At 72.3% G+C, this 21,336-nt stretch carries 20 protein-coding genes; 6 read left to right on the top strand and 14 right to left on the bottom strand.

Features of this window, described 5'->3' with window-relative positions; genetic code table 11:
- The 9 genes from ACYBSK_RS35020 to ACYBSK_RS35060 all read right to left on the bottom strand — a co-directional run bounded on the left by ACYBSK_RS35020 (position 1) and on the right by ACYBSK_RS35060 (position 9,675).
- Positions 1-1,176, bottom strand: coding sequence for an acyl-CoA dehydrogenase family protein (locus ACYBSK_RS35020; protein WP_460244502.1), 1,176 nt, complete (start codon positions 1,174-1,176; stop codon positions 1-3).
- Positions 1,173-3,029, bottom strand: a complete 1,857-nt coding sequence (locus ACYBSK_RS35025; protein WP_460247156.1) for an acetyl/propionyl/methylcrotonyl-CoA carboxylase subunit alpha — start codon at positions 3,027-3,029, stop codon at positions 1,173-1,175. The genes ACYBSK_RS35020 and ACYBSK_RS35025 overlap by 4 nt, the downstream gene beginning before the upstream one ends.
- A gap of 20 nt (positions 3,030-3,049) precedes the next feature.
- Positions 3,050-4,648 carry an acyl-CoA carboxylase subunit beta gene (locus ACYBSK_RS35030; protein WP_460244503.1) on the bottom strand — a complete coding sequence of 533 codons (1,599 nt, stop codon included), beginning with the start codon at positions 4,646-4,648 and terminating at the stop codon, positions 3,050-3,052.
- The gene (locus ACYBSK_RS35035; protein WP_460244504.1) at positions 4,645-6,660 is read right to left on the bottom strand and encodes an acyclic terpene utilization AtuA family protein; all 2,016 of its coding nucleotides are present in this window, start codon (positions 6,658-6,660) and stop codon (positions 4,645-4,647) included. The genes ACYBSK_RS35030 and ACYBSK_RS35035 overlap by 4 nt, the downstream gene beginning before the upstream one ends.
- A complete protein-coding gene (locus ACYBSK_RS35040; RefSeq protein ID WP_460244505.1) occupies positions 6,657-7,451 on the bottom strand; it encodes a TIGR03084 family metal-binding protein in 795 nt (264 codons plus the stop codon). The genes ACYBSK_RS35035 and ACYBSK_RS35040 overlap by 4 nt, the downstream gene beginning before the upstream one ends.
- Positions 7,452-7,552: 101 nt before the next feature.
- A complete protein-coding gene (locus tag ACYBSK_RS35045) occupies positions 7,553-8,026 on the bottom strand; it encodes an iron chaperone (protein ID WP_460244506.1) in 474 nt (157 codons plus the stop codon).
- A gap of 41 nt (positions 8,027-8,067) precedes the next feature.
- Positions 8,068-8,727, bottom strand: a complete 660-nt coding sequence (locus ACYBSK_RS35050) for a glyoxalase (RefSeq protein ID WP_460244507.1) — start codon at positions 8,725-8,727, stop codon at positions 8,068-8,070.
- A gap of 5 nt (positions 8,728-8,732) precedes the next feature.
- Complete coding sequence (locus ACYBSK_RS35055) at positions 8,733-9,254, bottom strand: helix-turn-helix transcriptional regulator (RefSeq protein ID WP_460244508.1); 522 nt, start codon at positions 9,252-9,254, stop codon at positions 8,733-8,735.
- Positions 9,255-9,264: 10 nt separating this feature from the next.
- Positions 9,265-9,675: a VOC family protein gene (locus tag ACYBSK_RS35060; protein ID WP_457481275.1), complete on the bottom strand. Its 411-nt coding sequence runs from the start codon at positions 9,673-9,675 to the stop codon at positions 9,265-9,267.
- A gap of 268 nt (positions 9,676-9,943) precedes the next feature.
- Here ACYBSK_RS35060 and ACYBSK_RS35065 point away from each other — a divergent pair, with 268 nt between their 5' ends.
- The gene (locus tag ACYBSK_RS35065; RefSeq protein WP_460244509.1) at positions 9,944-10,585 is read left to right on the top strand and encodes a DUF4232 domain-containing protein; all 642 of its coding nucleotides are present in this window, start codon (positions 9,944-9,946) and stop codon (positions 10,583-10,585) included.
- Positions 10,586-10,611: 26 nt separating this feature from the next.
- On the opposite strand, the gene ACYBSK_RS35070 is transcribed toward ACYBSK_RS35065, so the two are convergent.
- Complete coding sequence (locus tag ACYBSK_RS35070) at positions 10,612-11,574, bottom strand: EamA family transporter (protein ID WP_460244510.1); 963 nt, start codon at positions 11,572-11,574, stop codon at positions 10,612-10,614.
- A gap of 136 nt (positions 11,575-11,710) precedes the next feature.
- Between ACYBSK_RS35070 and ACYBSK_RS35075 the strand changes: the two genes are divergently transcribed.
- Positions 11,711-12,604 carry a LysR family transcriptional regulator gene (locus ACYBSK_RS35075; protein WP_460244511.1) on the top strand — a complete coding sequence of 298 codons (894 nt, stop codon included), beginning with the start codon at positions 11,711-11,713 and terminating at the stop codon, positions 12,602-12,604.
- A gap of 90 nt (positions 12,605-12,694) precedes the next feature.
- Complete coding sequence (gene serC, locus ACYBSK_RS35080) at positions 12,695-13,813, top strand: phosphoserine transaminase (RefSeq protein ID WP_460244512.1); 1,119 nt, start codon at positions 12,695-12,697, stop codon at positions 13,811-13,813.
- 225 nt (positions 13,814-14,038) lie between these two features.
- Here the strand turns inward: serC and ACYBSK_RS35085 are convergent, their stop codons facing one another.
- Both ACYBSK_RS35085 and ACYBSK_RS35090 read right to left on the bottom strand, forming a co-directional pair.
- Complete coding sequence (locus tag ACYBSK_RS35085) at positions 14,039-14,836, bottom strand: ABC transporter permease (protein WP_457481280.1); 798 nt, start codon at positions 14,834-14,836, stop codon at positions 14,039-14,041.
- On the bottom strand, positions 14,836-15,810 hold the full coding sequence (locus tag ACYBSK_RS35090; protein WP_460244513.1) for an ATP-binding cassette domain-containing protein: 975 nt from the start codon (positions 15,808-15,810) through the stop codon (positions 14,836-14,838). The genes ACYBSK_RS35085 and ACYBSK_RS35090 overlap by 1 nt, the downstream gene beginning before the upstream one ends.
- Before the next feature lie 94 nt (positions 15,811-15,904).
- On the opposite strand from ACYBSK_RS35090, the gene ACYBSK_RS35095 reads away from it, so the two are divergent.
- Positions 15,905-16,681: a TetR/AcrR family transcriptional regulator gene (locus ACYBSK_RS35095; protein WP_460244514.1), complete on the top strand. Its 777-nt coding sequence runs from the start codon at positions 15,905-15,907 to the stop codon at positions 16,679-16,681.
- 48 nt (positions 16,682-16,729) lie between these two features.
- On the opposite strand, the gene ACYBSK_RS35100 is transcribed toward ACYBSK_RS35095, so the two are convergent.
- Positions 16,730-17,740, bottom strand: a complete 1,011-nt coding sequence (locus ACYBSK_RS35100; protein ID WP_460244515.1) for a WD40 repeat domain-containing protein — start codon at positions 17,738-17,740, stop codon at positions 16,730-16,732.
- Positions 17,741-17,808: 68 nt separating this feature from the next.
- On the opposite strand from ACYBSK_RS35100, the gene ACYBSK_RS35105 reads away from it, so the two are divergent.
- Together ACYBSK_RS35105 and ACYBSK_RS35110 are read left to right on the top strand one after the other, a co-directional pair.
- Positions 17,809-18,468 carry a GDSL-type esterase/lipase family protein gene (locus tag ACYBSK_RS35105; protein ID WP_460247157.1) on the top strand — a complete coding sequence of 220 codons (660 nt, stop codon included), beginning with the start codon at positions 17,809-17,811 and terminating at the stop codon, positions 18,466-18,468.
- Positions 18,469-18,537: 69 nt separating this feature from the next.
- Positions 18,538-19,527 carry an aldo/keto reductase gene (locus tag ACYBSK_RS35110; protein WP_460244516.1) on the top strand — a complete coding sequence of 330 codons (990 nt, stop codon included), beginning with the start codon at positions 18,538-18,540 and terminating at the stop codon, positions 19,525-19,527.
- 442 nt (positions 19,528-19,969) lie between these two features.
- On the opposite strand, the gene ACYBSK_RS35115 is transcribed toward ACYBSK_RS35110, so the two are convergent.
- A complete protein-coding gene (locus ACYBSK_RS35115; RefSeq protein ID WP_460244517.1) occupies positions 19,970-21,316 on the bottom strand; it encodes an MFS transporter in 1,347 nt (448 codons plus the stop codon).
- Positions 21,317-21,336: the final 20 nt, after the last annotated feature.

Raw genomic sequence — 21,336 nt, forward strand, 5'->3', positions numbered from 1 at the left:
TCAGTAGGACTTGGGCAGGCCCAGGGTCTGGTGGGAGACGTAGTTGAGGATCATTTCCCGGCTGACCGGCGCGATGCGTGCCACCCGCGACCCGGTGATCAGCGAGGCGAGGCCGAACTCGCGGGTGAGGCCGTTGCCGCCGAGGGTGTGCACCGCCTGGTCGACGGCCCGCACGCACGCCTCCGCGGCGGCGAACTTCGCCATGTTGGCGGCCTCCCCGGCGCCGATGTCGTCGCCCGCGTCGTACAGCCGCGCCGCCTTCTGCATCATCAGGCGGGCCAGCTCCAGCTCGATGTGGATCTGCGCGAGCGGGTGGGCGACGGCCTGGTGGGAGCCGATGGGGGCCTGCCACACGGTGCGCTCGCGCGCGTACGCGACGGCGCGCCGGAGCGCGTACCGGCCCATGCCGATGGCGAACGCGGCGGTCATCACGCGTTCCGGGTTGAGTCCGGCGAAGAGCTGGAGCAGTCCGGCGTCCTCGTCGCCGACGAGCGCGTCGGCGGGCAGCCGTACGTCGTCGAGGGTCAGCTCGAACTGCTTCTCCGGCGCGTGGAGTTCCATCTCGATCCGGCGCCGCCCGAAGCCCTCGGTGTCGCGGGGGACGATGAACAGGCACGGCTTGAGCCTGCCGGTGCGGGCGTCGGAGGTGCGCCCCACGATGAGTGTCGCGTCCGCGATGTCGACGCCGGAGATGAACACCTTGCGCCCGTTCAGCACCCACGAGCCGTCGTCGTCCTTGCGGGCGGTGGTGGTGATGCGGTGCGAGTTCGAGCCCGCGTCGGGTTCGGTGATGCCGAAGGCCATCGTGCGGCTGCCGTCGGCGAGGCCGGGCAGCCAGGCCCGCTTCTGGGCGTCGGTGCCGAACCGGGAGATGACCGTCCCGCAGATCGCGGGCGACACCACCATCATGAGCAGGGGCGATCCGGCGGCCCCCAACTCCTCCAGGACGACGGACAGTTCGGCGATGCCGCCGCCCCCTCCCCCGTACTCCTCGGGCAGGTTGACGCCGAGGTAGCCGAGCTTGGCGGCCTCCGTCCACAGCTCGTCGGGGTGTTCCCCGGCGTCGGTGACGCGGGTCAGGTAGTCGCGGCCGAAGCGCTTGCCGAGCGCGGCGACGGCGGCGCGCAGTGCCTGGTGCTCTTCGGTTTCGAGGACGGGAGCGGCGGGAGCGTTCACGACTGTTCCTCCTGGACTACGGCGAGCAGCGCGCCGACCTCGACCTGGCGGCCGACGGCGGCGTGCAGGGCGGTGAGCGTTCCGGAGGCGGGGGCGACGATGCGGTGTTCCATCTTCATCGCCTCCAGCCAGATCAGGGGCTGCCCGGCGGTGACGGCGGCGCCCTCGGTCAGCCCTTCGGCGACGCGGACGACGGTGCCGGGCATGGGGGCGAGCAGGGAGCCGGGGGCGCGCTGCTCGCTGGGATCGGTGAAGCGGGGCAGGGCGGTGAGCGCGAGACCGTTCACGTACACCCGGTCGCCGTGGGCGGCCACCTCGAACTTCCGGCGTACGCCGCCGACTTCGAGGACGACGTGGTCGGCCGCGGCCCGTACGACGGTCACGTCGCCGTCGGCCGCGAGGCCGGTGCGGGTGTGCCGGTAGTGGACGTCGTACTCGGTGCCGCCCGGCTCGCTGCGGTAGCGCCGGTGCTGCGGCCCCGAGGGGACGTTGCGGAAGCCGCCGAACCGGGAGCGGCCGCGGGCCTGGGCGAGGGCGGCGGCGAGCGGGGCGTACGGGTCCTCGGCGGGCGCGGTCAGCTCGTCGAGGTGGCGGTCGTAGAACCCGGTGTCCATGCGGCCGTCCGCGAACTCGGGGTGGCGCAGGGAGCGTACGAGGAGGTCGCGGTTGGTGACGGGGCCGTGCACGGCGGCCCGTTCCAGGGCGCCGGCGAGGGCGCGGACGGCGGCGGCGCGGGCGGGGGCGTGGGCGACGACCTTGGCGAGCATGGCGTCGTAGTGCACGCCGATCACGTCGCCGTCGGTGTACCCGGTGTCGAGGCGGACGGCCTCCGGTACGCGCAGGCGGTGCAGTGTCCCGGTCTGCGGGGCGAACGCGGCGGCCGGGTCCTCCGCGTACAGGCGGGCCTCGACGGCGTGCCCACGTGGCGCCGGGGGCCGGGGGTCGAGCGCCTCGCCCTCGGCGATCCGCAGTTGCAGCGCGACGAGGTCGAGGCCGAACACGGCCTCGGTGACGGGGTGTTCGACCTGGAGCCGGGTGTTCATCTCCAGGAAGTGCGCGGCTCCGTCGGCCACGAGGAACTCGACGGTGCCCGCGCCGGTGTACGACACGGCGCGCACGGCCCGCTCGGCCAACCGGTCTAGTTCTCCTACGAGTTCGGGGGCGAGCCCCGGCGCGGGCGCCTCCTCGATCACCTTCTGGTGACGGCGCTGGAGCGAGCAGTCCCGGGTGCCGAGCACCCACACCGTGCCGTGCGCGTCGGCGAGGACCTGCACCTCGACGTGGCGGCCGCCCTCGACGTACGGCTCGACGAAGACCTCACCGTCACCGAAGGCGGCCAGCGCCTCGGCACGGGCGGCCTCCAACTCGCCTTCCAGCGCACCGAGTTCCCGTACGACCCGCATGCCGCGCCCGCCTCCCCCGGCGGCGGCCTTCACGAGGACGGGCAGATCGCCCTCGCCCACGGCCTCCAGGGGCGCGATGCCCATGAGTTCCTTGGCGCGCGTCTTCGACGCCATCGCCTCGATCGCGTCGGGCGACGGCCCGATCCAGGTCAGTCCCGCGTCGGCGACGGCGCGCGCGAAGTCGGCGTTCTCGGAGAGGAAGCCGTAGCCCGGGTGCACGGCGTCGGCGCCCGCGTCGAGCGCGGCCTTCACGACGAGGTCGGAGCGCAGGTACGTCTCGGCGGGGGTGGCGCCCGGGAGCCGTACCGCGAGGTCGGCCTCGCGGACGTGCAGGGCGTCGGCGTCCGGGTCGGAGTGCACGGCGACGGTACGGATGCCCAGGTCGCGGCAGGTACGGAAGACACGGCAGGCGATCTCGCCGCGGTTGGCGACGAGGACGGAGGAGATCATGCGGGTCATGGGGCGGGCCCTCACATCCTGAAGACGCCGAAGCCGCCGCGGGCGCCCTCGTACGGTGCGGTGTGGATCGCGGACAGGCAGATGCCGAGCACGGTGCGGGTGTCGCGGGGGTCGATGACCCCGTCGTCGTAGAGCCGCCCCGACAGGAACATCGGCAGCGACTCGGCCTCGATCTGCTGCTCGACCATGGCGCGCAGCCCGGCGTCGGCCTCCTCGTCGTACGGCTGTCCCTTCGCGGCGGCGGACTGGCGGGCGACGATGCTCAGGACGCCCGCGAGCTGCTGCGGCCCCATGACGGCGGACTTGGCGCTCGGCCAGGCGAACAGGAAGCGGGGGTCGTAGGCGCGCCCGCACATGCCGTAGTGCCCGGCGCCGTACGAGGCGCCCATGAGGACGGAGAGGTGCGGGACGCGCGAGTTGGAGACGGCGTTGATCATCATCGAGCCGTGTTTGATGATGCCGCCCTGCTCGTACTCCTTGCCGACCATGTAACCGGTGGTGTTGTGGAGGAAGAGCAGCGGGATGTCGCGCTGGTTCGCGAGCTGGATGAACTGGGCGGCCTTCTGCGACTCCTCGCTGAACAGCACGCCCTGGGCGTTGGCGAGGATGCCGACGGGATAGCCGTGCAGGGCGGCCCATCCGGTGACGAGGGAGGCCCCGTACAGCGGCTTGAACTCGTCGAAGTCCGAGGCGTCGACGATCCGGGCGATGACCTCGCGGGGGTCGAAGGGGACCTTCAGGTCCCCCGGGACGATGCCGAGGAGTTCCTCCGGGTCGTACTTCGGCGGCTCGGCGAGGGGCGGATCCGCGTACGCCTTGCGGTGGTTGAGGCGGGCGACGACGCGGCGGGCCCGGCGGATCGCGTCCTGCTCGTCGAGGGCGAAGTGGTCGGCGAGGCCGGAGTCGCGGGCGTGCATGTCGGCGCCGCCCAGCGACTCGTCGTCGCTCTCCTCGCCGGTCGCCATCTTCACCAGCGGCGGCCCGCCGAGGAACACCTTCGCCCGGTCCTTCACCATGATCACGTGGTCGGACATGCCGGGGATGTACGCGCCTCCGGCGGTGGAGTTGCCGAAGACGACGGCGACGGTGGGGATACCGGCGGCGGAGAGCCGGGTGAGGTCGCGGAAGATGCCGCCGCCGGGGATGAAGATCTCCTTCTGGGAGGGGAGATCGGCGCCGCCGGACTCGACGAGCGAGATCACCGGGAGGCGGTTGACGCGGGCGATCTCGTTCGCCCGCAGGGCCTTCTTCAGCGACCACGGGTTGCTGGCGCCGCCGCGCACGGTGGGGTCGTTGGCGGTGATCAGGCACTCGACGCCCTCGACGACGCCGATGCCGGTGACGAGGGAGGCGCCGACGGTGTAGTCGCTGCCCCAGGCGGCGAGCGGGGACAGTTCGAGGAAGGGGGTGTCGGGGTCGAGCAGCAGCTCGATGCGTTCGCGGGCGAGGAGTTTGCCGCGCCCGCGGTGGCGTTGTACGTACTTCTCGCCGCCGCCCGCGACGGCCTTCGCGTGTTCGGTGTCGAGGGCGGTGAGTTTGGTGAGGAGGGCGGTGCGGTGGGTGGCGTAGTCGTCGGACCGGGTGTCCAGGGTGCTGGCCAGGACGGTCACAGGAGGGCCTCCGGGATGTCGAGGTGGCGGGAGCGGAGCCATTCGCCGAGGGCCTTGGCCTGGGGGTCGAACCGGGCGTTCGACGCGGCGCCTTCGCCGAGGAGGCCTTTGATCACGAAGTTCACGGCGCGGAGGTGGGGGAGCGCGTGGCGGGTGACGGTGAGTCCACGGGTGGCCTGCGGCGCGGTGGGCCCTTCCAGCCCCTGCGGCGCTTGAGCAGGCGGCTCCGTGGCGCTCTTCAGCCCCTGCGGCGCTTGAGCAGACGGCTCCGTGGTTGCGGCCACGGGGCTCCGCCCCGGCCCCCGCGCCTCAATCGCCGGCGAGGCTTGATGTGTCCCCGACTCAGGCGGCTCGGTGGGCCCATCAAGCCCCTGCGGCGATTGAGCAGACGGCTCGGTGACACTTTCCAGCCCCTGCGGCGATTGAGCAGGCGGCTCGGTGGCACCCTCAAGCCCCTCCGGCGATTGAGGAGCCCCGGTGGTGAGTTCCGGGAGGAGGGATTGGAGGTGGGTCGGGGTGAGGGTGTGGAGGAGCCAGCGGTAGGCGGCGTCGGTCTCCACCCAGACGCCGACGTTCGCGTCACCCCCCTTGTCCCCACTCCGCGCCCCCGCAACCCGCCCCAGCGGCACCCTCCGCACCGGCCCCGCCGGCAACGGCGGCGGCAGCGCGGGCTCGTCGACCGCGGCCAGCGGGAGCGTCGGGCCCGCCGGTACGGGGACGGCGCGCCGCTCCCCGTCCGGGAGGACCGCGACGTGCGGGACCTCGGAGCGCTCCACGTACGCCGCCTCGAACACCCCGTACGGGGTCCCCTTGCCGGGCGGGGCGGTGACGTGGAAGCCGGGGTAGGAGGCGAGCGCCAGCTCCACCGCGGCGCCGCTGAGGGCCCGCCCGACCGCGCCCTCGTCCTGGTCGCGCACGACCAGCCGGAGCAGCGCACTCGCCGTCTCCTCGGTCGCGGCGTCCTCGTGATCGGTGCGGGAGAGCTCCCAGCGCACCTCCCGGGGCGCCGGCTTCGCCGCGCGCAGCGCCTCGTCCATCTGGCGCCGCACCAGTTCCGCCTTCGCCTCGATGTCGAGCCCGGTGAGGACGAAGACGACCTCGTTGCGGAAGCCGCCGAGCCGGTTGAGGCCGACCTTGAGGGTGGGCGGTGGCGCCTCGCCGCGGACGCCGTGGATGCGCACGCGGTCGGGGCCGGCCTGTTCCAGGCGGACGGTGTCGAGGCGGGCCGTGACGTCGGGCCCCGCGTACCGGGCGCCCCCGGTCTCGTACAGCAACTGTTCGGTGACGGTGCCGACTTCGACGAAGCCGCCGGTGCCGGGGTGCTTGGTGACGACGGCGGAGCCGTCCTCGTGGATCTCGGCGAGGGGGAAGCCGGGGCGGCCCAGCCGGGCGGCGCGGTCGGCGAACCGGGAGTAGTTGCCGCCCGTCGCCTGCGCCCCGCACTCCAGGACGTGCCCGGCGACCACCGCCCCCGCGAGCCGGTCGTAATCGTCGTCCGCCCACCCGAAGTGCCAGGCGGCCGGCCCGCTCACCAGCGCGGCGTCGGTGACCCGGCCCGTGACCACGATGTCGGCGCCCGCGTCGAGGCAGGCGGCGATGCCGACGCCGCCGAGGTAGGCGTTGGCGGTGAGGGCGCCGGGGAAGCGGCCCGTGCCGAGCAGGTCGTCGCCCTCGACGTGGGCGACGCGCACGGGAACGTCGAGCCGGACCGCCAACTCCCGTACTGCGTCCGCGAGTCCGGCCGGGTTGAGGCCGCCCGCGTTGGCCACGACGCGGACCCCGCGCTCCACCGCGAGCCCCAGGCAGTCCTCCAACTGCCGCAGGAACGTGCGGGCGTAGCCGCGGTCGGGGTTCTTCATGCGGTCGCGGCCGAGGATGAGCATGGTCAGCTCGGCGAGGTAGTCGCCGGTGAGGACGTCGAGTTCGCCGCCGGTCAGCATCTCCTTCATGGCGTCGAACCGGTCGCCGTAGAACCCGGAGGCGTTGCCTATCCGCAGGGGCGGCGCGCTCATCGGGCCTCCTTCGGCGCGCGCCCCTTCCCGGGCGGCCCGGCGAAGGCCTGCGCGATGTCGAGCCAGCGGTCGGCGTCGGGGCCCTCGGCGCGTACGTCGACGTCGGCGCGGTGCGCGCGCTGGGTGACGAGGAGGCAGAAGTCGAGCGCGGTGCCGGTGACGCGCTGGGCGGCGTCCTGCGGCCCGTACGTCCACAACTCACCGCCCGGCGCGACGAGTTCGACCCGGAACTCGTCGACAGGCGCGGTCACCCCGTGCACGTCGAAGGCGAACTTCCGGGCCCGTACGCCGATCCGCGCCACATGCCGGAGCCGGTCGGTGGGCGTCCGTTCGACACCGAGGGCGTCGGCCACGTCCTGCCCGTGCGCCCACGTCTCCATCAGCCGGCCGGTGGCCATGGACGCGGCGGACATCGGCGGCCCGTACCAGGGGAACCGGGCCTTGTCGGCCGCGGCGGCGCGCAGCACCTTCTGCAACCGCTCGCGCCCCTCCCGCCAGCCGGTGAGCAGTGCGGCCGGGCCCTGACGGACGCCTTCCTCCGCCCCGTCGTCGACGAAGGACTCCGGCTCGGCGACCGCCTTGCGCACCTCGCCCGCGAAGGCGTCGGCGTCGCTCATGGCGAGCAGGGCCGCACGGTCGGTCCAGGCGAGATGGGCGATCTGGTGGGCGACGGTCCAGCGGGGTGCGGGGGTCGGGGCGGCCCACTGCTCGGGGCTCAACTCCCCCACGAGCGCGTCGAGTTCCTCGCTCTCGTCCCGCAAGTCCTCGAACACGGCGGACGGTTCGGACACGGTGCGCTCCCCTCGGGGCACGGCGGTGTGCGGCGTGCCTGGAGCATGGCAGGGGAGCCAGAAACAAGCAAGCGTGCTTGCATGGAAAGTGGGAGCGGGCCTCAGCCCACCGCCCTCTTGACCAGCTCGGCGACGCGCCGCTCCCCGTCCTCGGTCAGCTCCTTCAGCGCGTAGGCGACCGGCCACATCTCCCCGTCGTCGAGCGTCGCCCGGTCGCTGAAGCCGAGCGTGGCGTACCGCGTCGTGAACTTCTGCGCGGCCTGGAAGTGGCAGAGCACCTTGCCGTCCTTGGCGTAGGCGGGCATCCCGTACCAGAGCCGGGGCGCGAGGTCCGGGGCGACGGCCCTGACGATCGCGTGGATCCGCTCGGCGAGGACCCGGTCCGCCTCCGGCATCTCGGCGATCTTCGCGAGCACCTCCTGCTCGGCCGCCGCCGCCTTCTCCTCCTTCGTACCGCGCCGCGCAGCCGCCTTCTTCTGCTCCTGCGCGTGGTCCTTCATCGCGGCCCGCTCCTCGGCGGTGAATCCGCTGTACTGCTCGGTGGACGGCTCGGTGGACGGCTTCGTTCGCGGCATGGCGGTCTCCTCGTCGGGGGTCTGTGGTCGGAAGCGCGGGGTCAGGACTGTGCGGAGGGGGCGGCTGCGGCCGGTTCCCAGGCGAAGCCGTCCGGGTCGGTGAAGGGGCGGTCGGCGCCGCCGAGGACGATGCGGTGCGAGCCGCTGCCCTCGGGGGCGACGCCGAGGTTCTTGGCCAGGCCCCGGCGCTTGTAGAGGGCCAGCTTCACGGTGCCGGCCGCGCCGGGGGCGAACTCGGCGTACTTGCCGCCGAAGCTCTTGGCCACGGTCATGCCGCGCTCGGCGTAGTACTGCTTGGTGGCCTTGACGTCCTCGACGCCGATCAGCAGGACGAGGTCGTCGATCTTCCCCGTGGCCGGGCCGGTGTCCTTCTTCGCCGAGGTCACGATCTGCCAGATCGTCCCGTCCGGCGCCCGCACGACGCCGCCGTAGCCCCACAGCGACTTCGTGGCGGGCTTGAGGACCTCGGCTCCGGCGTCCACGGCGGCGCCGAGGAAGGCGTCGACGGTGGCGGGGTTGGCCACCGAGAGGGCCAGGGTGAAGCCGCGGAACCCGGTGGAGGCGGCCTCCGACGCCCGGAGGCGGATGTGCGGGGCCGCTCCGAACGCGGCGTAGAAGCGGCGGGCGGCCTCGGTGTCGGTCACTTCGAGGGTGACGGTTTCGAGGGCCTCGACGGACGTGGTGGCTGCGGTGGTTTCCATGGCTCTCACGCTATGGGCGGCTCCGCGGCCGGCGCTTCTCGATTCCTGACCGGTCTCGTCACCTGCTTGGCGACGCACGCCGGCATCCCCTCCACGACGACCGCGGGCCCCGCGTCGGCGGCCGTGGCCGCGGCGCCGTCGTGGGCGGCCGCCCCGTCCGCGGCGAGGCGCCGGAAGGCCCCGGGCGGCATGCCGACCAGTTCCGTGAAGCGCGTGGTGAACGTGCCCAGCGACGCGCAGCCGACCTCGAAGCACACCTCGGTGACGCTGAGGTCGCCGCGCCGCAGCAGCGCCGTCGCGCGCTCGATGCGCCGCGTCATCAGGTACGAGTACGGGGACTCGCCGTACGCGGCCCGGAACTGGCGGCTGAGATGTCCGGCGGACATGTGCGCGTCGCGGGCGAGTGCCTCGACGTTGAGGGGGCGCGCGTACTCCCGGTCGATCCGGTCGCGGACGCGGCGCAACCGCGCGAGGTCGGTCAGGCGCTGCGCCTCGACGCGTGCGCGCCGCCACTCGGGCTGACACACGGCGCGACCCTCAGCGCAGCTCTTGGATGCGGACGAGGTTGCCCGCGGGGTCGCGGAAGGCGCAGTCCCGGATGCCGTACGGCTGCTCGGTCGGCTCCTGGACGACCTCGGTGTCACCGGCCTGCACCTTCTCGAACGTGGCGTCGAGGTCGTCGGTGGCCAGCAGGATCCAGCCGTAGGTGCCCTTGGCCATCATCTCGGTGATGGTGCGGCGCTCGTCCTCCGTGATGCCCGGGTCGGCGGCGGGCGGTGCCAGCAGCAGGGACGTGTCGGGGCGGCCGACGGGGCCGACGGTGATCCAGCGCATCCGGCCCTGGCCGACGTCGCTGCGGACCTCGAAGCCGAGGACGTCGCGGTAGAAGGCGACCGAGGCGTCCGGGTCGTCGTGCGGCAGGAAGCTCGTGTGAATGGTGAGGGTCATGCCGAGCAGGCTAGAAGCGGCCGCGCGGCCGCGCTTCTCGATTCCTGATTCCCGCGCCCCGGTTCCCGCCCGCTCGTCCACGTTCGGGGGCCGGGGTTCAAGATCCGCCGAGTCACAGCTGTGTCCCATCGGTGACGGGCCCCCAGTCGTGTGTAACAGGCATGTACAAGGCGGCGGACAGGTGGAACGGTCCGCCGCCCGCCGAGGGTCCTGGTGATCAGTAACGCACCACGAACGAACAGCCACCGAACAGCAAAGGACGAAAACGATGCGCGCTCGCAAGCTCACCCTCGCCGCCGTCGCCCTCGCCGCGGGCCTCTCGCTCACCGCCTGCCAGGGCAACGAGGACGCGGCCTCGTCGTCCTCGTCCGCCTCGTCCTCCGGCGGCGGCGAGTCCTCCACCGGCACCGGGGCCACCACCGGCGGCGAGACCTCCGGGAAGAACGCCGGCGACACCTCCGACGACCCGGACGCCGCGGCGGCCGAGGGCAGCGGCAAGGGGCAGATCAACACCGGCCCGTGCACGACCGACAACCTGGCGTTCGACTCCGCGCACGGCATGGGCGAGGGCACCCTCGTCATCAGCATGCGCAACACCAGCGACGCCTGCTCGCTCAAGGGCTTCCCGGGCGTCGACCTCCGCACCGACGAGGCCTCCGGGCCGCTCAGCGCCCAGCGCAGCGACCTCGCGTCGCCGACCGTCGTCCTGGGCAACGGCGAGACGACCCGCTTCACCCTCCACTACCCGCCGAACACCACCGGCGGCTCCGGCGTGGACGTCACCTCCCTCGACATCACGCCGCCGAACGAGACCCACTCCGCGACGCTGAAGGTCGGCATCAACCTGCCGGTCTCCGACGGCGCGGACCAGAAGGTCTACGTGGACCCGGTCGGCACCGGCAAGCAGTGACGGGACCCGTCCTCCGGATCACCGGGTCATTCGTGCAGGACGACCGCGGGATCCTTCTTCCGCCCCACCTGCGTCCGCACCGCGCCCATGCTCGCCGCGATCACCAGAGCGATGGCCACCGCCTCCGACCAGGCGAGGTCCTGGCTCAGGACGAGGAAGCCGGAGAGCGCGGCGACCGCCGGCTCCAGGCTCATCATCACCGCGAACGTGGACGCCGGCAGCCGGCGCAGGGCGACGAGTTCGAGGGTGTACGGGAGGACGGAGGACATGATCGCGACCGCGGCGCCGAGGCCGACGGTCACCGGGTCGATCAGCTTCGTACCGGCCGTGGCGATGCCGAGCGGCAGGCAGAGCACCGCCGCGACCGCCATCGCGAGCGCCAGCCCGTCGGCCTGCGGGAAGCGGCGGCCCGTGCGGGCGCTGAAGACGATGTACGTCGCCCAGCAGGCACCGGCCGCGACGGCGAAGCCCACACCCGCCGGGTCGAGGCCGCCGAGCCCGTCGCCCGCCCCGCCGAGCAGGAACACGCCGCACAGGGCGAGACCCGCCCACACGACGTTGACCAGGCGGCGGGAGGCGAGGACGGAGAGGGCGAGCGGACCGAGCACCTCGAAGGTGACCGCGATGCCGAGCGGGATACGGGCCGCCGCCTGGTAGAAGAGCAGGTTCATACCGCCCATGGCGATGCCGAAGGCGACGACCGTGCCCCAGTCCGCGCGCGAGTGCCCGCGCAGCCGCGGGCGGCACACGACCAGCATCACGACGGCCGCCACGGCGAGGCGCAGCGTGACGACGCCGATCGCCCCGGCCCGCGGCATCAGGCTCACCGCGAGCGCCGCGCCGAACTGCACCGAGACGCAGCCCGCGAGCACGAGACCGACCGGGCCGAGCGGGCCGCGGCGGCGCGTCGGCTCCGCGCCGGCGCTCGCGGTCACGGCCGGGGCGACGTCCTGCGCCCCGGCCACGGGTTCGGTCTGCGGGCCGCTCACGGTCCACCCCTCTCTGAATTTCTCACGTGCAGTGCCGTGGAGTGCAGTGCAATGCATTAGACGCTACAGGCCATCCTGGTGAACGGGGAGGCCGAGGTGTCCCTTCACGCTAGAGCCGTCCGGCACGGCCCGTGAAATGCCTTCTACGCCGCGGTTATGCTCCACGGACATGACCAGGGAACCGGAACTGCGCCACCTGCGCTGTTTCCTCGCCGTCGCCGAGGAGCGCGGCGTCACGCGCGCCGCCGCGCGGCTGGGGCTCACCCAGCCCGTCGTCTCCCGCACGCTCGCGGCGCTGGAGGAAGCGCTCGGCGTCCGGCTCGTGGACCGCTCCACCCACCACCTCGACCTCACCCCCGAGGGCCACGCGTTCCGCGAGAAGGCCGCCGTCGCCGTCGCCGCCTTCGAGGACGCGCTCGCCGCCGCCCGCGCCCCGCACCGTCCGCTGCGCCTCGGCCACGCCTGGTCGGCGGCGGGCGCGTTCACCACGCCGCTGCTGCGCCGCTGGCGCCGCGCCCACCCGGACGTACCGCTGGAGCTGCTGCGCATCGACGACCGGACGGCGGGCCTCACCCGCGGCGCCGTCGACGTCGCCGTGCTGCGCGGCCCGGTGGAGACGCCCGGCCTGATCACCGAGCTGCTGCACGAGGAGGCGCGGGTGGCGGCGGTGCCGTCGGACAGTCCGCTGGCCCGCCGCGCGCGGCTGACGCTCGCCGAGCTCAGCGACCAGGTGATCGCCCTGAACACCGTCTCCGGCACGACCTCCCTCGCCCTGTGGCCGCCCGCCGCCCGGCCCACCGCGACCCTGACGGTCGCCAACACCGACGACTGGCTCGCCGCGATCGCCGCGGACCAGGCGGTGGGGGTGACGTCGACGGCGACCGCGGACCTGCATCCGCATCCCGGCGTCAGCTACGTGCCGCTCACGGACGCCCCCGACCTGCCCGTCCTGCTGGCCCGCCGCCAGGGCCCCGGCCACCCGTCGGTTCCGGCCCTGATCGCGCTGGCCCACGAGATCGCGGGACCGTAGCGGTGGCGGGGCCGCGCGGAGGCGAGATGGGGCATCTCACCCACCGAACACGTTGCGGTCGGTGAAACCCCAACGGCTACCCTCCATTTCGTGGCTGAGATCCAGATTCCCGCTGACATCAAGCCCGCCGACGGACGTTTCGGCGCTGGCCCCTCCAAGGTGCGAACGGAGGCGTTGGACGCCCTGGCCGCCACCGGTACCTCCCTCATGGGCACCTCGCACCGCCAGGCACCCGTGAAGAACCTCGTCGGTCGCGTGCGCGAAGGCGTCAAGGACCTCTTCTCCCTCCCCGAGGGCTACGAGGTCGTCCTGGGCAACGGCGGCTCCACCGCGTTCTGGGACGTGGCGACGCACGGCCTGATCGAGAACAAGTCGCAGCACCTGAACTTCGGTGAGTTCTCCTCGAAGTTCGCGAAGGCCGCGAAGCTCGCGCCCTGGCTCGCCGAGCCGACCGTGATCGCCTCCGACCCGGGTACGCACCCGGAGGCGGTCGCCGAGGCCGGTGTCGACGTCTACGGCCTGACCCACAACGAGACCTCCACGGGTGTCGCCGCCCCGGTCAAGCGGATCGCCGGTGCCGACGAGGGCGCGCTCGTGCTCGTCGACGCCACGTCCGGCGCGGGCGGCCTGCCGGTCGGCATCGCCGAGACGGACGTCTACTACTTCGCCCCGCAGAAGTCCTTCGCCTCCGACGGCGGCCTGTGGATCGCCGTCTTCTCCCCGGCCGCGATCGAGCGCGCCGAGCGCATCCACGCGTCCGGCCGTCACATCCCGGAGTTCTTCTCGCTGCCGACGGCGATCGACAACTCCCGCAAGAACCAGACGTACAACACGCCCGCGCTCTCCACGCTCTTCCTGCTCGCCGAGCAGCTGGACTGGTTCAACGGGCAGGGCGGGCTCGCGTGGTCCACGGCGCGGACGAAGGACTCGTCGTCGCGGCTGTACGGCTGGGCCGAGGAGTCGAAGGTGGCGTCGCCGTTCGTCACGGATCCCGCGAAGCGGTCGCAGGTCATCGGCACGATCGACTTCGACGAGAGTGTGGACGCTGCCGCTGTGGCGAAGGTGCTGCGGGCGAACGGGATCGTGGACACGGAGCCGTACCGGAAGCTGGGGCGCAACCAGTTGCGCGTCGCGATGTTCCCGGCGATCGACCCGGCCGACGTCCAGGCCCTCACGGCCTGCATCGACCACGTCATCACCCACCTCTGACCCACCCGGCGTTACGCCCCCGGGGCTCCGCCCCGGACCCCGCGCCTCAATCGCCGGCGGGGCTTGATAAATCAAGCCCCGCCGGCGATTGCGCATTCTGAGCCCCTGCGGCGATTGAGCAGGTCTTTCAAGCCCCTGCGGCGATTGAGCAGGCTTTTCAAGCCCCTGCGGCGATTGAGCAGCGAGGGCCGGGGCGGAGCCCCGGGGCCGGAACCACGGGGCCGGTCAACGGGACAAGCGCTGGAACCGCCCCACCGCAAGCGGCAGAAACACCACCGTCAGCACCACCGGCCACACAAACGCCATCAGCACCGCGTGCTGCTCGATCCACGAATCCCCCGCCCCCACGGGGGACCCCAACAACTCCCGCGCCGCACCCACCGTCGACGAGATCGGGTTCCACGCCGCCACCACCCCCAGCCAATCCGGCATCAGCTGCGGCGCGACGAAGATGCTGGAGATCATCGTCAGCGGGAACGCGACCGCGAACAGCCCGCCCGCCGCCTCCGGATTGGGCACCAGCAGCCCCAGCCACACCCCCAGCCAGATCAGCGCGAACCGCAACCACAGCAGCAGCGCGAAGGCAGCCAGACCGCCCAGCACCCCACCGTCCGGCCGCCACCCGATCGCCAACGCCGTCAGCATCAGGATCGCCAACTCCGCGCAGGCGACGAGGAGATCGGTCACCCCGCGCCCCGACACCACCGCCGACGGCGCCATCGGCATCGAACGGAACCGGTCGATGACCCCCTTCGTGGCGTCGTGCACCACGAGCGTCGCCGTGTTGATGAAGCCGAACGCCATCGTCATCGCGAACATCCCCGGCATCAGGAAGTCCCGGTAGTCCCCGCCGCCCGGCACCACCATCGCGCTGCCGAAGACATACCCGTACAGCAGCACCGACAGGATCGGGAAGCCCAACTGCCAGGCGATGTTGACCGGTTGGCGCTGGTAGTGCGTGAGGCCGCGCCGCACCACGTTCCAGCAGTCGGCCACCGCCCAGTACATCGTCGTCCCGCTCATCACGCCGCCCTCCCCGTCAGCCGCAGGAACACATCGTCGAGGCTCGGCCTGCGCAGTCCGATGTCCTCGACCGCGACGCCCTCGTCCTGGAGCGTGCGCGCCGCGTCCGTGAGCGCCGCGACCCGGTCGGCGACCGGCGCGTGCACCCGCAGCGCCTCCTCGTCGACCACCGGTTCGACACCGCTGCGGGCAAGGATCTTCGCGGCGCGCGGCAGGTCGCCGGACTCCGCCACCACGACCTCGACCCGGTCCCCGCCGACGGACCGCTTGAGCCCCTCGGGGGTGTCGTCGGCGATGGCCCGCCCCTGGTCGATGACGGTGATCCGCGAGGCCAGCCTGTCGGCCTCCTCCAGGTACTGGGTGGTCAGCAGCACGGTCGTGCCCGCCGCCACCAACTCCCTGACGCTCTCCCAGACCTCGCCCCGGCCGCGCGGATCGAGCCCGGTCGTCGGTTCGTCCAGGAACAGCACGTCCGGGGTGAGGATCATGGACGCCGCCAGGTCGAGCCGGCGCCGCATGCCGCCGCTGTACTCGCCGACCCCCTTGTCACCCGCGTCCGCGAGCCCGAACTGGTCGAGCAGTTCGGCCGCCCGCGCCCTGGCCCGGCGGCCGCCGAGGTGGAAGAGGCGGCCGAACATCTCCAGGTTCTGCCGGCCCGTCAGCACCTCGTCCACCGCCGCGTACTGCCCCGTGAGCCCGATGCGGCGGCGCACCTCGCGCGGACGGGAGGCCACGTCCACGCCGGCGACCTCGGCCCGCCCCGCGTCGAACCTGAGCAACGTGGCGAGCACGCGCACGGCGGTCGTCTTGCCCGCCCCGTTCGGCCCGAGCAGGCCGTGCACCGTGCCGCGCCGCACCGTCAGGTCGAACCCGTCGAGCGCGCGCTTTTCCCCGTACCGCTTCACGAGCCCCTCGGCCCGCACCGCGTCCTCGTGATCCCCGTCGGTCACGGCTCCTCCTCCGCCCGTCGTCATCGGAACACTCCCCCTCGCCCACCAACTGAGTACACCGTACCCAAATGAGAGTACACCGTACTCAGTTTTTCGCCAGAGGTTTACGCTGAACCCCATGACCAGCGGCACCCAGGGCACGAACAGCAGCGCCGAGACCTCCGGCAGCGGCGACATCCGGCGCAGCATGGAGCTGCTGTGGGGCACGGGGGACCGGCCGAGCCGGGGGCCGAAGCGCACGCTCTCGCTCGACCGGATCGTCGAGGTCGCCGTCGAGGTCGCGGACGCCGAGGGGATCGGCGCCGTCTCGATGCGCCGGCTCGCCACCGACCTGGGCACCGGCACCATGTCGCTGTACCGGTACGTGCCGGGCAAGGCCGAGCTGCTCGACCTGATGCTGGACCGGGTGCAGACCCCGCACGAGGACCCGGCCGCATTCGGCGACGGCACGTGGCGGGACGCCGTCGCCACGATGGCCCGCGAGACCCTCACCCTCTACCAGCGCCACCCCTGGCTGCTCCAGGTCAACCAGGCCCGCCCGGTGATCGGCCCCGGCGCGATGACCTCGCTGGAGAAGATGATGGCCCGCATCAAGCCCATGGGCCTCACCGACCCGGAGCTGCTCTCCGTCCTGATCATGGTCGACGGATACGTGTCAGGGGTCGCGCGCACCCGCGTCCACGAACAGGAGGCGAAGACGAGGTCGGGCATGACGGACGCCGCGTTCTGGGAGGCGCAGGGCCCCACCCTGGAGGCCGCGATGGCCAGTGGCCGCTACCCGGTGATGGCGTCCCTGTCCCCCGACACGTTCGCCCCCGACTTCGACCACTTCGACTTCGGGCTCCAGCGGATCCTCGACGGACTCGACGTCCTCGTCGCGGCACGCGCCGAGTGATGACAGAACGCCCCGCCGGTGCGGAAGTGCGCGTCCTGGGCGAGCAGGTCAGCGGTTCTTCGGGCGGCGGAAGAGCCTTCCGATGCCGAACAGCAGGATGAGGACGACGGCGGCGCCGACCGCGCCCGCCTTGCCGGTGAGGGCGCTGCCGCCGTCGTCGCCGCCGTCGCCCGAACCGCCCTTGCCGGAACCGGAGTCGGAGCCGCCCGCGCCCTCGACCTCCACGGGCTTCACCTCGCTGCCCTGCCCCTCGCTCCCGTAGAGCAGCGTCCGCCCGTCGAGCGTGTACGTCACCGACTCGCCCTGCGGCTGCAACGGCACGTTCAACTGGCCCTGGCGCTCCGGCTTTCCGTCGTTCCACCGGTAGGCGACGCCGCCGAAGTAGCCGCGTACGGCGAGCTGTTCACCGTCGGGAGAGAAGGCGGCGTCCGTCGCCCACAGGTCGATGTCGGCGACCCGGCGGAAGGTGTTGGTGGCGGAGGGGTTGAGCGCCGCCGGGCCCTCGTAGAGGCCGCCGCCGTCCTCGCCCTTCTCCACGATGTAGACCCGCCCGGTCTTCGGATGGACCGCCAGCGACTCGGCGTTGCGCGCGCCGTCCGCGTACTTCACGTCGTACTGGGTGGCCCGCACCGTCTGGTCGACGAGCTTCTTCGGCTCGGGCAGCTTGTAGATCCACACGTGGTCCCACTTGCCGCCGAGGTTGTCGCCGATGTCGCCGACGTAGATGTTCCCGTCGGGACCGATCGAGACCGCCTCGACGTCGCGCGGGGAGCCGACACCGCTCATGGTGACCGTGGCGAGCGTCTTCCCTGTCCGGCCGTCGACCGCGAACAGGTACGCGCCGTCGTCGCTGTCGTTGTGCGTCCAGTAGACGCCCGGGTGGGCGCGCGAGGCGGCGAGGCCGCTGGACTCGGTGATCCGCGGGTCCTGGATCGTGAACCCGTCGGAGCCGACGGAGCGGGAGTCGGCCGCCGCGGGCCCCGAGGACGCCGCGCCGAGCAGAAGCACTCCGGCGGCCGCGACCCCGCCCACCCGCGACCACGCCTTGTACGCACGCATGCCCCAAGCTTGCCAGGCGTGTTGGGGCTCACACGCACGCACCCGGCGTGATCGACGATGATGAGCGGATGCTCAGGTTCATGCCGGTCGGCGACTCGATGACGATTGGGAGCGCCGGTGAACACACCTGGCGCCACCGCTTCTGGCAGCACCTGCGCGCCACCGGCACCGAGGGCACCCTCGTCGGCCCCCGCACCGCCCTGCACGGCGACGGCCACGACTACGCCGACCCGGACTTCCCGCAAGCCCACCTGGCCGGCTGGGGCGAGGGCTGGCAGCACATGGCGCCGCTGATCGCCGACGCGGTGACGGCCGCCGGTGCCGACGTCCTCCTCGTCTCCCTCGGCCTGATCGACCTGGGCTTCTACACCGACGCCGAGCAGACGGCGGCGAACGCCCGCCGCTTCGTCACCGAGGCCCGCCGCGCGAACCCGGCGGTCCGCATGGTGCTGCTCCCCGTCATACCCAACGTCCGCGCCGAGACCGACGCCCCCTTCGCCGCCGAGGTCGCCCACTTCAACACCCTGCTGGCGAAGGCCGTCGCCGACCTCGACGAGTCCCGCGCGCCCCTCCTCCTCGCCTCCGTCCCGGACACGTACGACATCCACCGGGACACGTACGACGGCACGCACCCCAACGCCTCCGGCGAACACAAACTGGCGGCGGCCTACGCGGACGCGCTCCACCAGGCGTGGGGCATCGGGAAGCCGTACGCGGCCCCGCACTGATCGACTTCCGTGCCGGGAACCCCGAATCTCCTTGCCTAGAGCGCACTCCAGCGCATTGGCTTGGGTCCCATGAAGTACACACAGCTCGGACGCACGGGACTCAAGGTCAGCCGACTCGTCCTCGGCACCATGAACTTCGGTCCGCAGACCGACGAGGCCGCCAGCCACGCCATCATGGACGCGGCGCAGGCGAGCGGCATCAACTACTTCGACACCGCCAACGTGTACGGCTGGGGCGAGAACAAGGGCCGTACCGAGGAGATCATCGGGACCTGGTTCGCACAGGGCGGCGGGCGCCGCGACAAGACGGTCCTCGCGACCAAGGTGTTCGGGAACATGGCGGCCGACGGCGACGCCTGGCCCAACCACGACCGGCTCTCCGCCGTGAACATCCGGCGCGCGGTCGACGCGTCGCTCAAGCGGCTCCAGACCGACTACATCGACATCTACCAGTTCCACCACATCGACCGCCGCACTCCCTTCGAGGAGATCTGGCAGGCCATCGACGTCCTCGTCCAGCAGGGCAAGATCCTGTACGCGGGTTCGTCGAACTTCCCCGGCTACAAGATCGCCCAGGCCAACGAGACGGCCGCCCGGCACGGCCGCATGGGCCTCGTCAGCGAGCAGTGCCTCTACAACCTCGCCGAGCGCCGCGCCGAGATGGAGGTCATCCCGGCCGCGCAGGACTACGGTCTCGGCGTCATCCCGTGGTCGCCGCTGCACGGCGGCCTGCTCGGCGGCGTGCTGAAGAAGGAGTCCGAGGGCAAGCGCCGCAAGGACGGGCGCAGCGCGAACGCCCTGGAGAGCACGAAGGTGCGCGAGCAGGTCCAGCGGTACGAGGACCTGCTGGACAAGCACGGCGTCGAGCCCGGTGAGGCGGCGCTGGCCTGGCTGCTCACCCGGCCCGGCGTCACGGGTCCGATCGTGGGGCCGCGCACGCAGGAGCAGCTCGACTCGGCGCTGCGGGCGGTCGAGCTGGAGCTGAGCGAGGAGGTCCTGTCCGGGCTCGACGAGATCTTCCCGGGGCCGGGGCCGTCCCCGGAGGCGTTCGCCTGGTAGTGGGGCCCGCGTGCGGCGGCCTTCGGTCGGGCTATCGGCCGACGGCCGCCGCGACTGCTACGACGAGGAACATCAGCACGAGTACACCGGCCATGATCCGGTTACGGGTCTTCGGGTCCACGCATCGAGCCTAACCCGCTCCCGTGAGCCCCCGGCCTCCACCCTTCCTCGTCAGCCGCACCGAGCGCCGCCCGGCCCCATTCAGGCCCGCCCGGCGCCCCCGTCGAGCGCCGCCCGGCCACAATCAAGCCCCTCCGGCGATTGAGGAGCGGGGTCCGGGGCGGAGCCCCGCGGCGTCGCCCACGGAGCCGCCTGCTCAATCGCCGCAGGGGCTCAAAGATCGGGGCTCCGCCCCGGACCCCGCTGCTCAAACGCCGCAGAGGCTTGAATGGCTCACCGCGCCGCAGAAGGTGGCGTACCCCGCCGCAGGGGCTTGATGGGGTTACGCCAGCGCCGCGAATTCGCGGGGGTCCCTCGGGACGAACTGAACGTGGCGTTCACCGCGCCGAAGGTCCACCTTGAGGCGGAGGTTGGCGGCCCGCGCCAGCATGAGCGCGACCCCGACCGCCGCCACCGCACAGATCACCCCGGCCAGGGCGAAGCTGACCCGCACACCGAACTCGTCCGCGAGCCACCCGAAGAGCGGCCCACCCAGCGGCGTACCACCGGTGAACACCATCATGAACAGGGACATCACCCGCCCCCGCATCTCCGGATCCGTCGCCATCTGCACCGTGGAGTTCGCGGTCACGTTGACCGTGAGGCCGAGGATGCCGAGCAGCACGATCAGCGGGGCGAACGCCCAGACGCCCGGCGCCCACGCCGCCGCGACCTCCAGGACACCGAATCCGATCGCCGCGCCGACCAGCACCCGCAACCGCGTGGACCGCCGCCGCGCCGCGAGCAGCGCACCGGCCAGCGAGCCGATCGCCATGAGCGTGTTGAACAGGCCGTACTGTCCGACCCCGCCGTGGAACACGTCGTCCGCGTAGGCGCTCAGCCAGATCGGGAAGTTGAAGCCGAAGGTGCCGACGAAGCCGACGAGGACGATCGGCCAGATCAGGTCGGGGTGCCGCGACACGTACCGCAGGCCCTCCCGCAACTGCCCCTTGCCGCGCGGCGCCCGCTTGATCTCGTGCAGCTCGTGCGTGCGCATCAGTGCGAGGCCGGTGAGCGGCGCCAGGAAGGACAGGCCGTTGGCGAGGAACGCCCAGCCGGGGCCGACGGCCGCGGTCAGCGCGGAGGCGACGGCGGGGCCGATGAGGCGGGCGGACTGGAAGTTGGCCGAATTGAGCGAGACGGCGTTGCGGACCTGGTCAGGGCCGACCATCTCGGACACGAACGACTGCCGGGTCGGGTTGTCGACGACCGTGACGAGACCCGTGAAGAAGGCCGCGAGGTAGACGTGCCACACCTGGACGTTGCCCGTGAGGGTGAGCGCCGCGAGGAAGAGGCCGGACAGGCTCATCGCGCCCTGTGTGCAGAACAGCAGGTTGCGCTTGGCGAACCGGTCGGCGATCACACCGCCGTACAGGCCGAAGAGCAGCATGGGCAGGAACTGCATGGCCGTCGTCACGCCGACGGCGGCGGAGGATCCCGTGAGGGAGAGCACCAGCCAGTCCTGGGTGATGCGGGCCATCCAGGTACCGGTGTTGGAGACCACCGCCCCGGTCGCGAACAGCCGGTAGTTGCGTACCTTCAGGCTGGCGAACATCGAGGGCTTGCGTGGGGAAACGCTGGGAGTAGGGGTAGGTGCGGGGGCGGAGTCTGCTCCGGATCCCGTACTCAAAGTGGGTTCGCCTCCTCGGC

The organism is Streptomyces sp. BYX5S (genome assembly GCF_054724165.1).

Bases quoted from the DNA above. Each gene is read 5' to 3' on its own strand.
- ACYBSK_RS35075 (WP_460244511.1), top strand. From the start codon at position 11,711: ATGCCTTCTACGCCGCGGTTATGCTCCACGGACATGACCAGGGAACCG.
- ACYBSK_RS35095 (WP_460244514.1), top strand. From the start codon at position 15,905: ATGACCAGCGGCACCCAGGGCACGAACAGCAGCGCCGAGACCTCCGGC.
- ACYBSK_RS35035 (WP_460244504.1), bottom strand. From the start codon at position 6,660: ATGAGCGCGCCGCCCCTGCGGATAGGCAACGCCTCCGGGTTCTACGGC.
- ACYBSK_RS35045 (WP_460244506.1), bottom strand. From the start codon at position 8,026: ATGCCGCGAACGAAGCCGTCCACCGAGCCGTCCACCGAGCAGTACAGC.
- ACYBSK_RS35025 (WP_460247156.1), bottom strand. From the start codon at position 3,029: ATGATCTCCTCCGTCCTCGTCGCCAACCGCGGCGAGATCGCCTGCCGT.
- ACYBSK_RS35050 (WP_460244507.1), bottom strand. From the start codon at position 8,727: ATGGAAACCACCGCAGCCACCACGTCCGTCGAGGCCCTCGAAACCGTC.
- ACYBSK_RS35060 (WP_457481275.1), bottom strand. From the start codon at position 9,675: ATGACCCTCACCATTCACACGAGCTTCCTGCCGCACGACGACCCGGAC.
- ACYBSK_RS35085 (WP_457481280.1), bottom strand. From the start codon at position 14,836: ATGAGCGGGACGACGATGTACTGGGCGGTGGCCGACTGCTGGAACGTG.
- ACYBSK_RS35100 (WP_460244515.1), bottom strand. From the start codon at position 17,740: ATGCGTGCGTACAAGGCGTGGTCGCGGGTGGGCGGGGTCGCGGCCGCC.
- ACYBSK_RS35065 (WP_460244509.1), top strand. From the start codon at position 9,944: ATGCGCGCTCGCAAGCTCACCCTCGCCGCCGTCGCCCTCGCCGCGGGC.
- ACYBSK_RS35105 (WP_460247157.1), top strand. From the start codon at position 17,809: ATGCTCAGGTTCATGCCGGTCGGCGACTCGATGACGATTGGGAGCGCC.
- ACYBSK_RS35110 (WP_460244516.1), top strand. From the start codon at position 18,538: ATGAAGTACACACAGCTCGGACGCACGGGACTCAAGGTCAGCCGACTC.
- ACYBSK_RS35090 (WP_460244513.1), bottom strand. From the start codon at position 15,810: ATGACGACGGGCGGAGGAGGAGCCGTGACCGACGGGGATCACGAGGAC.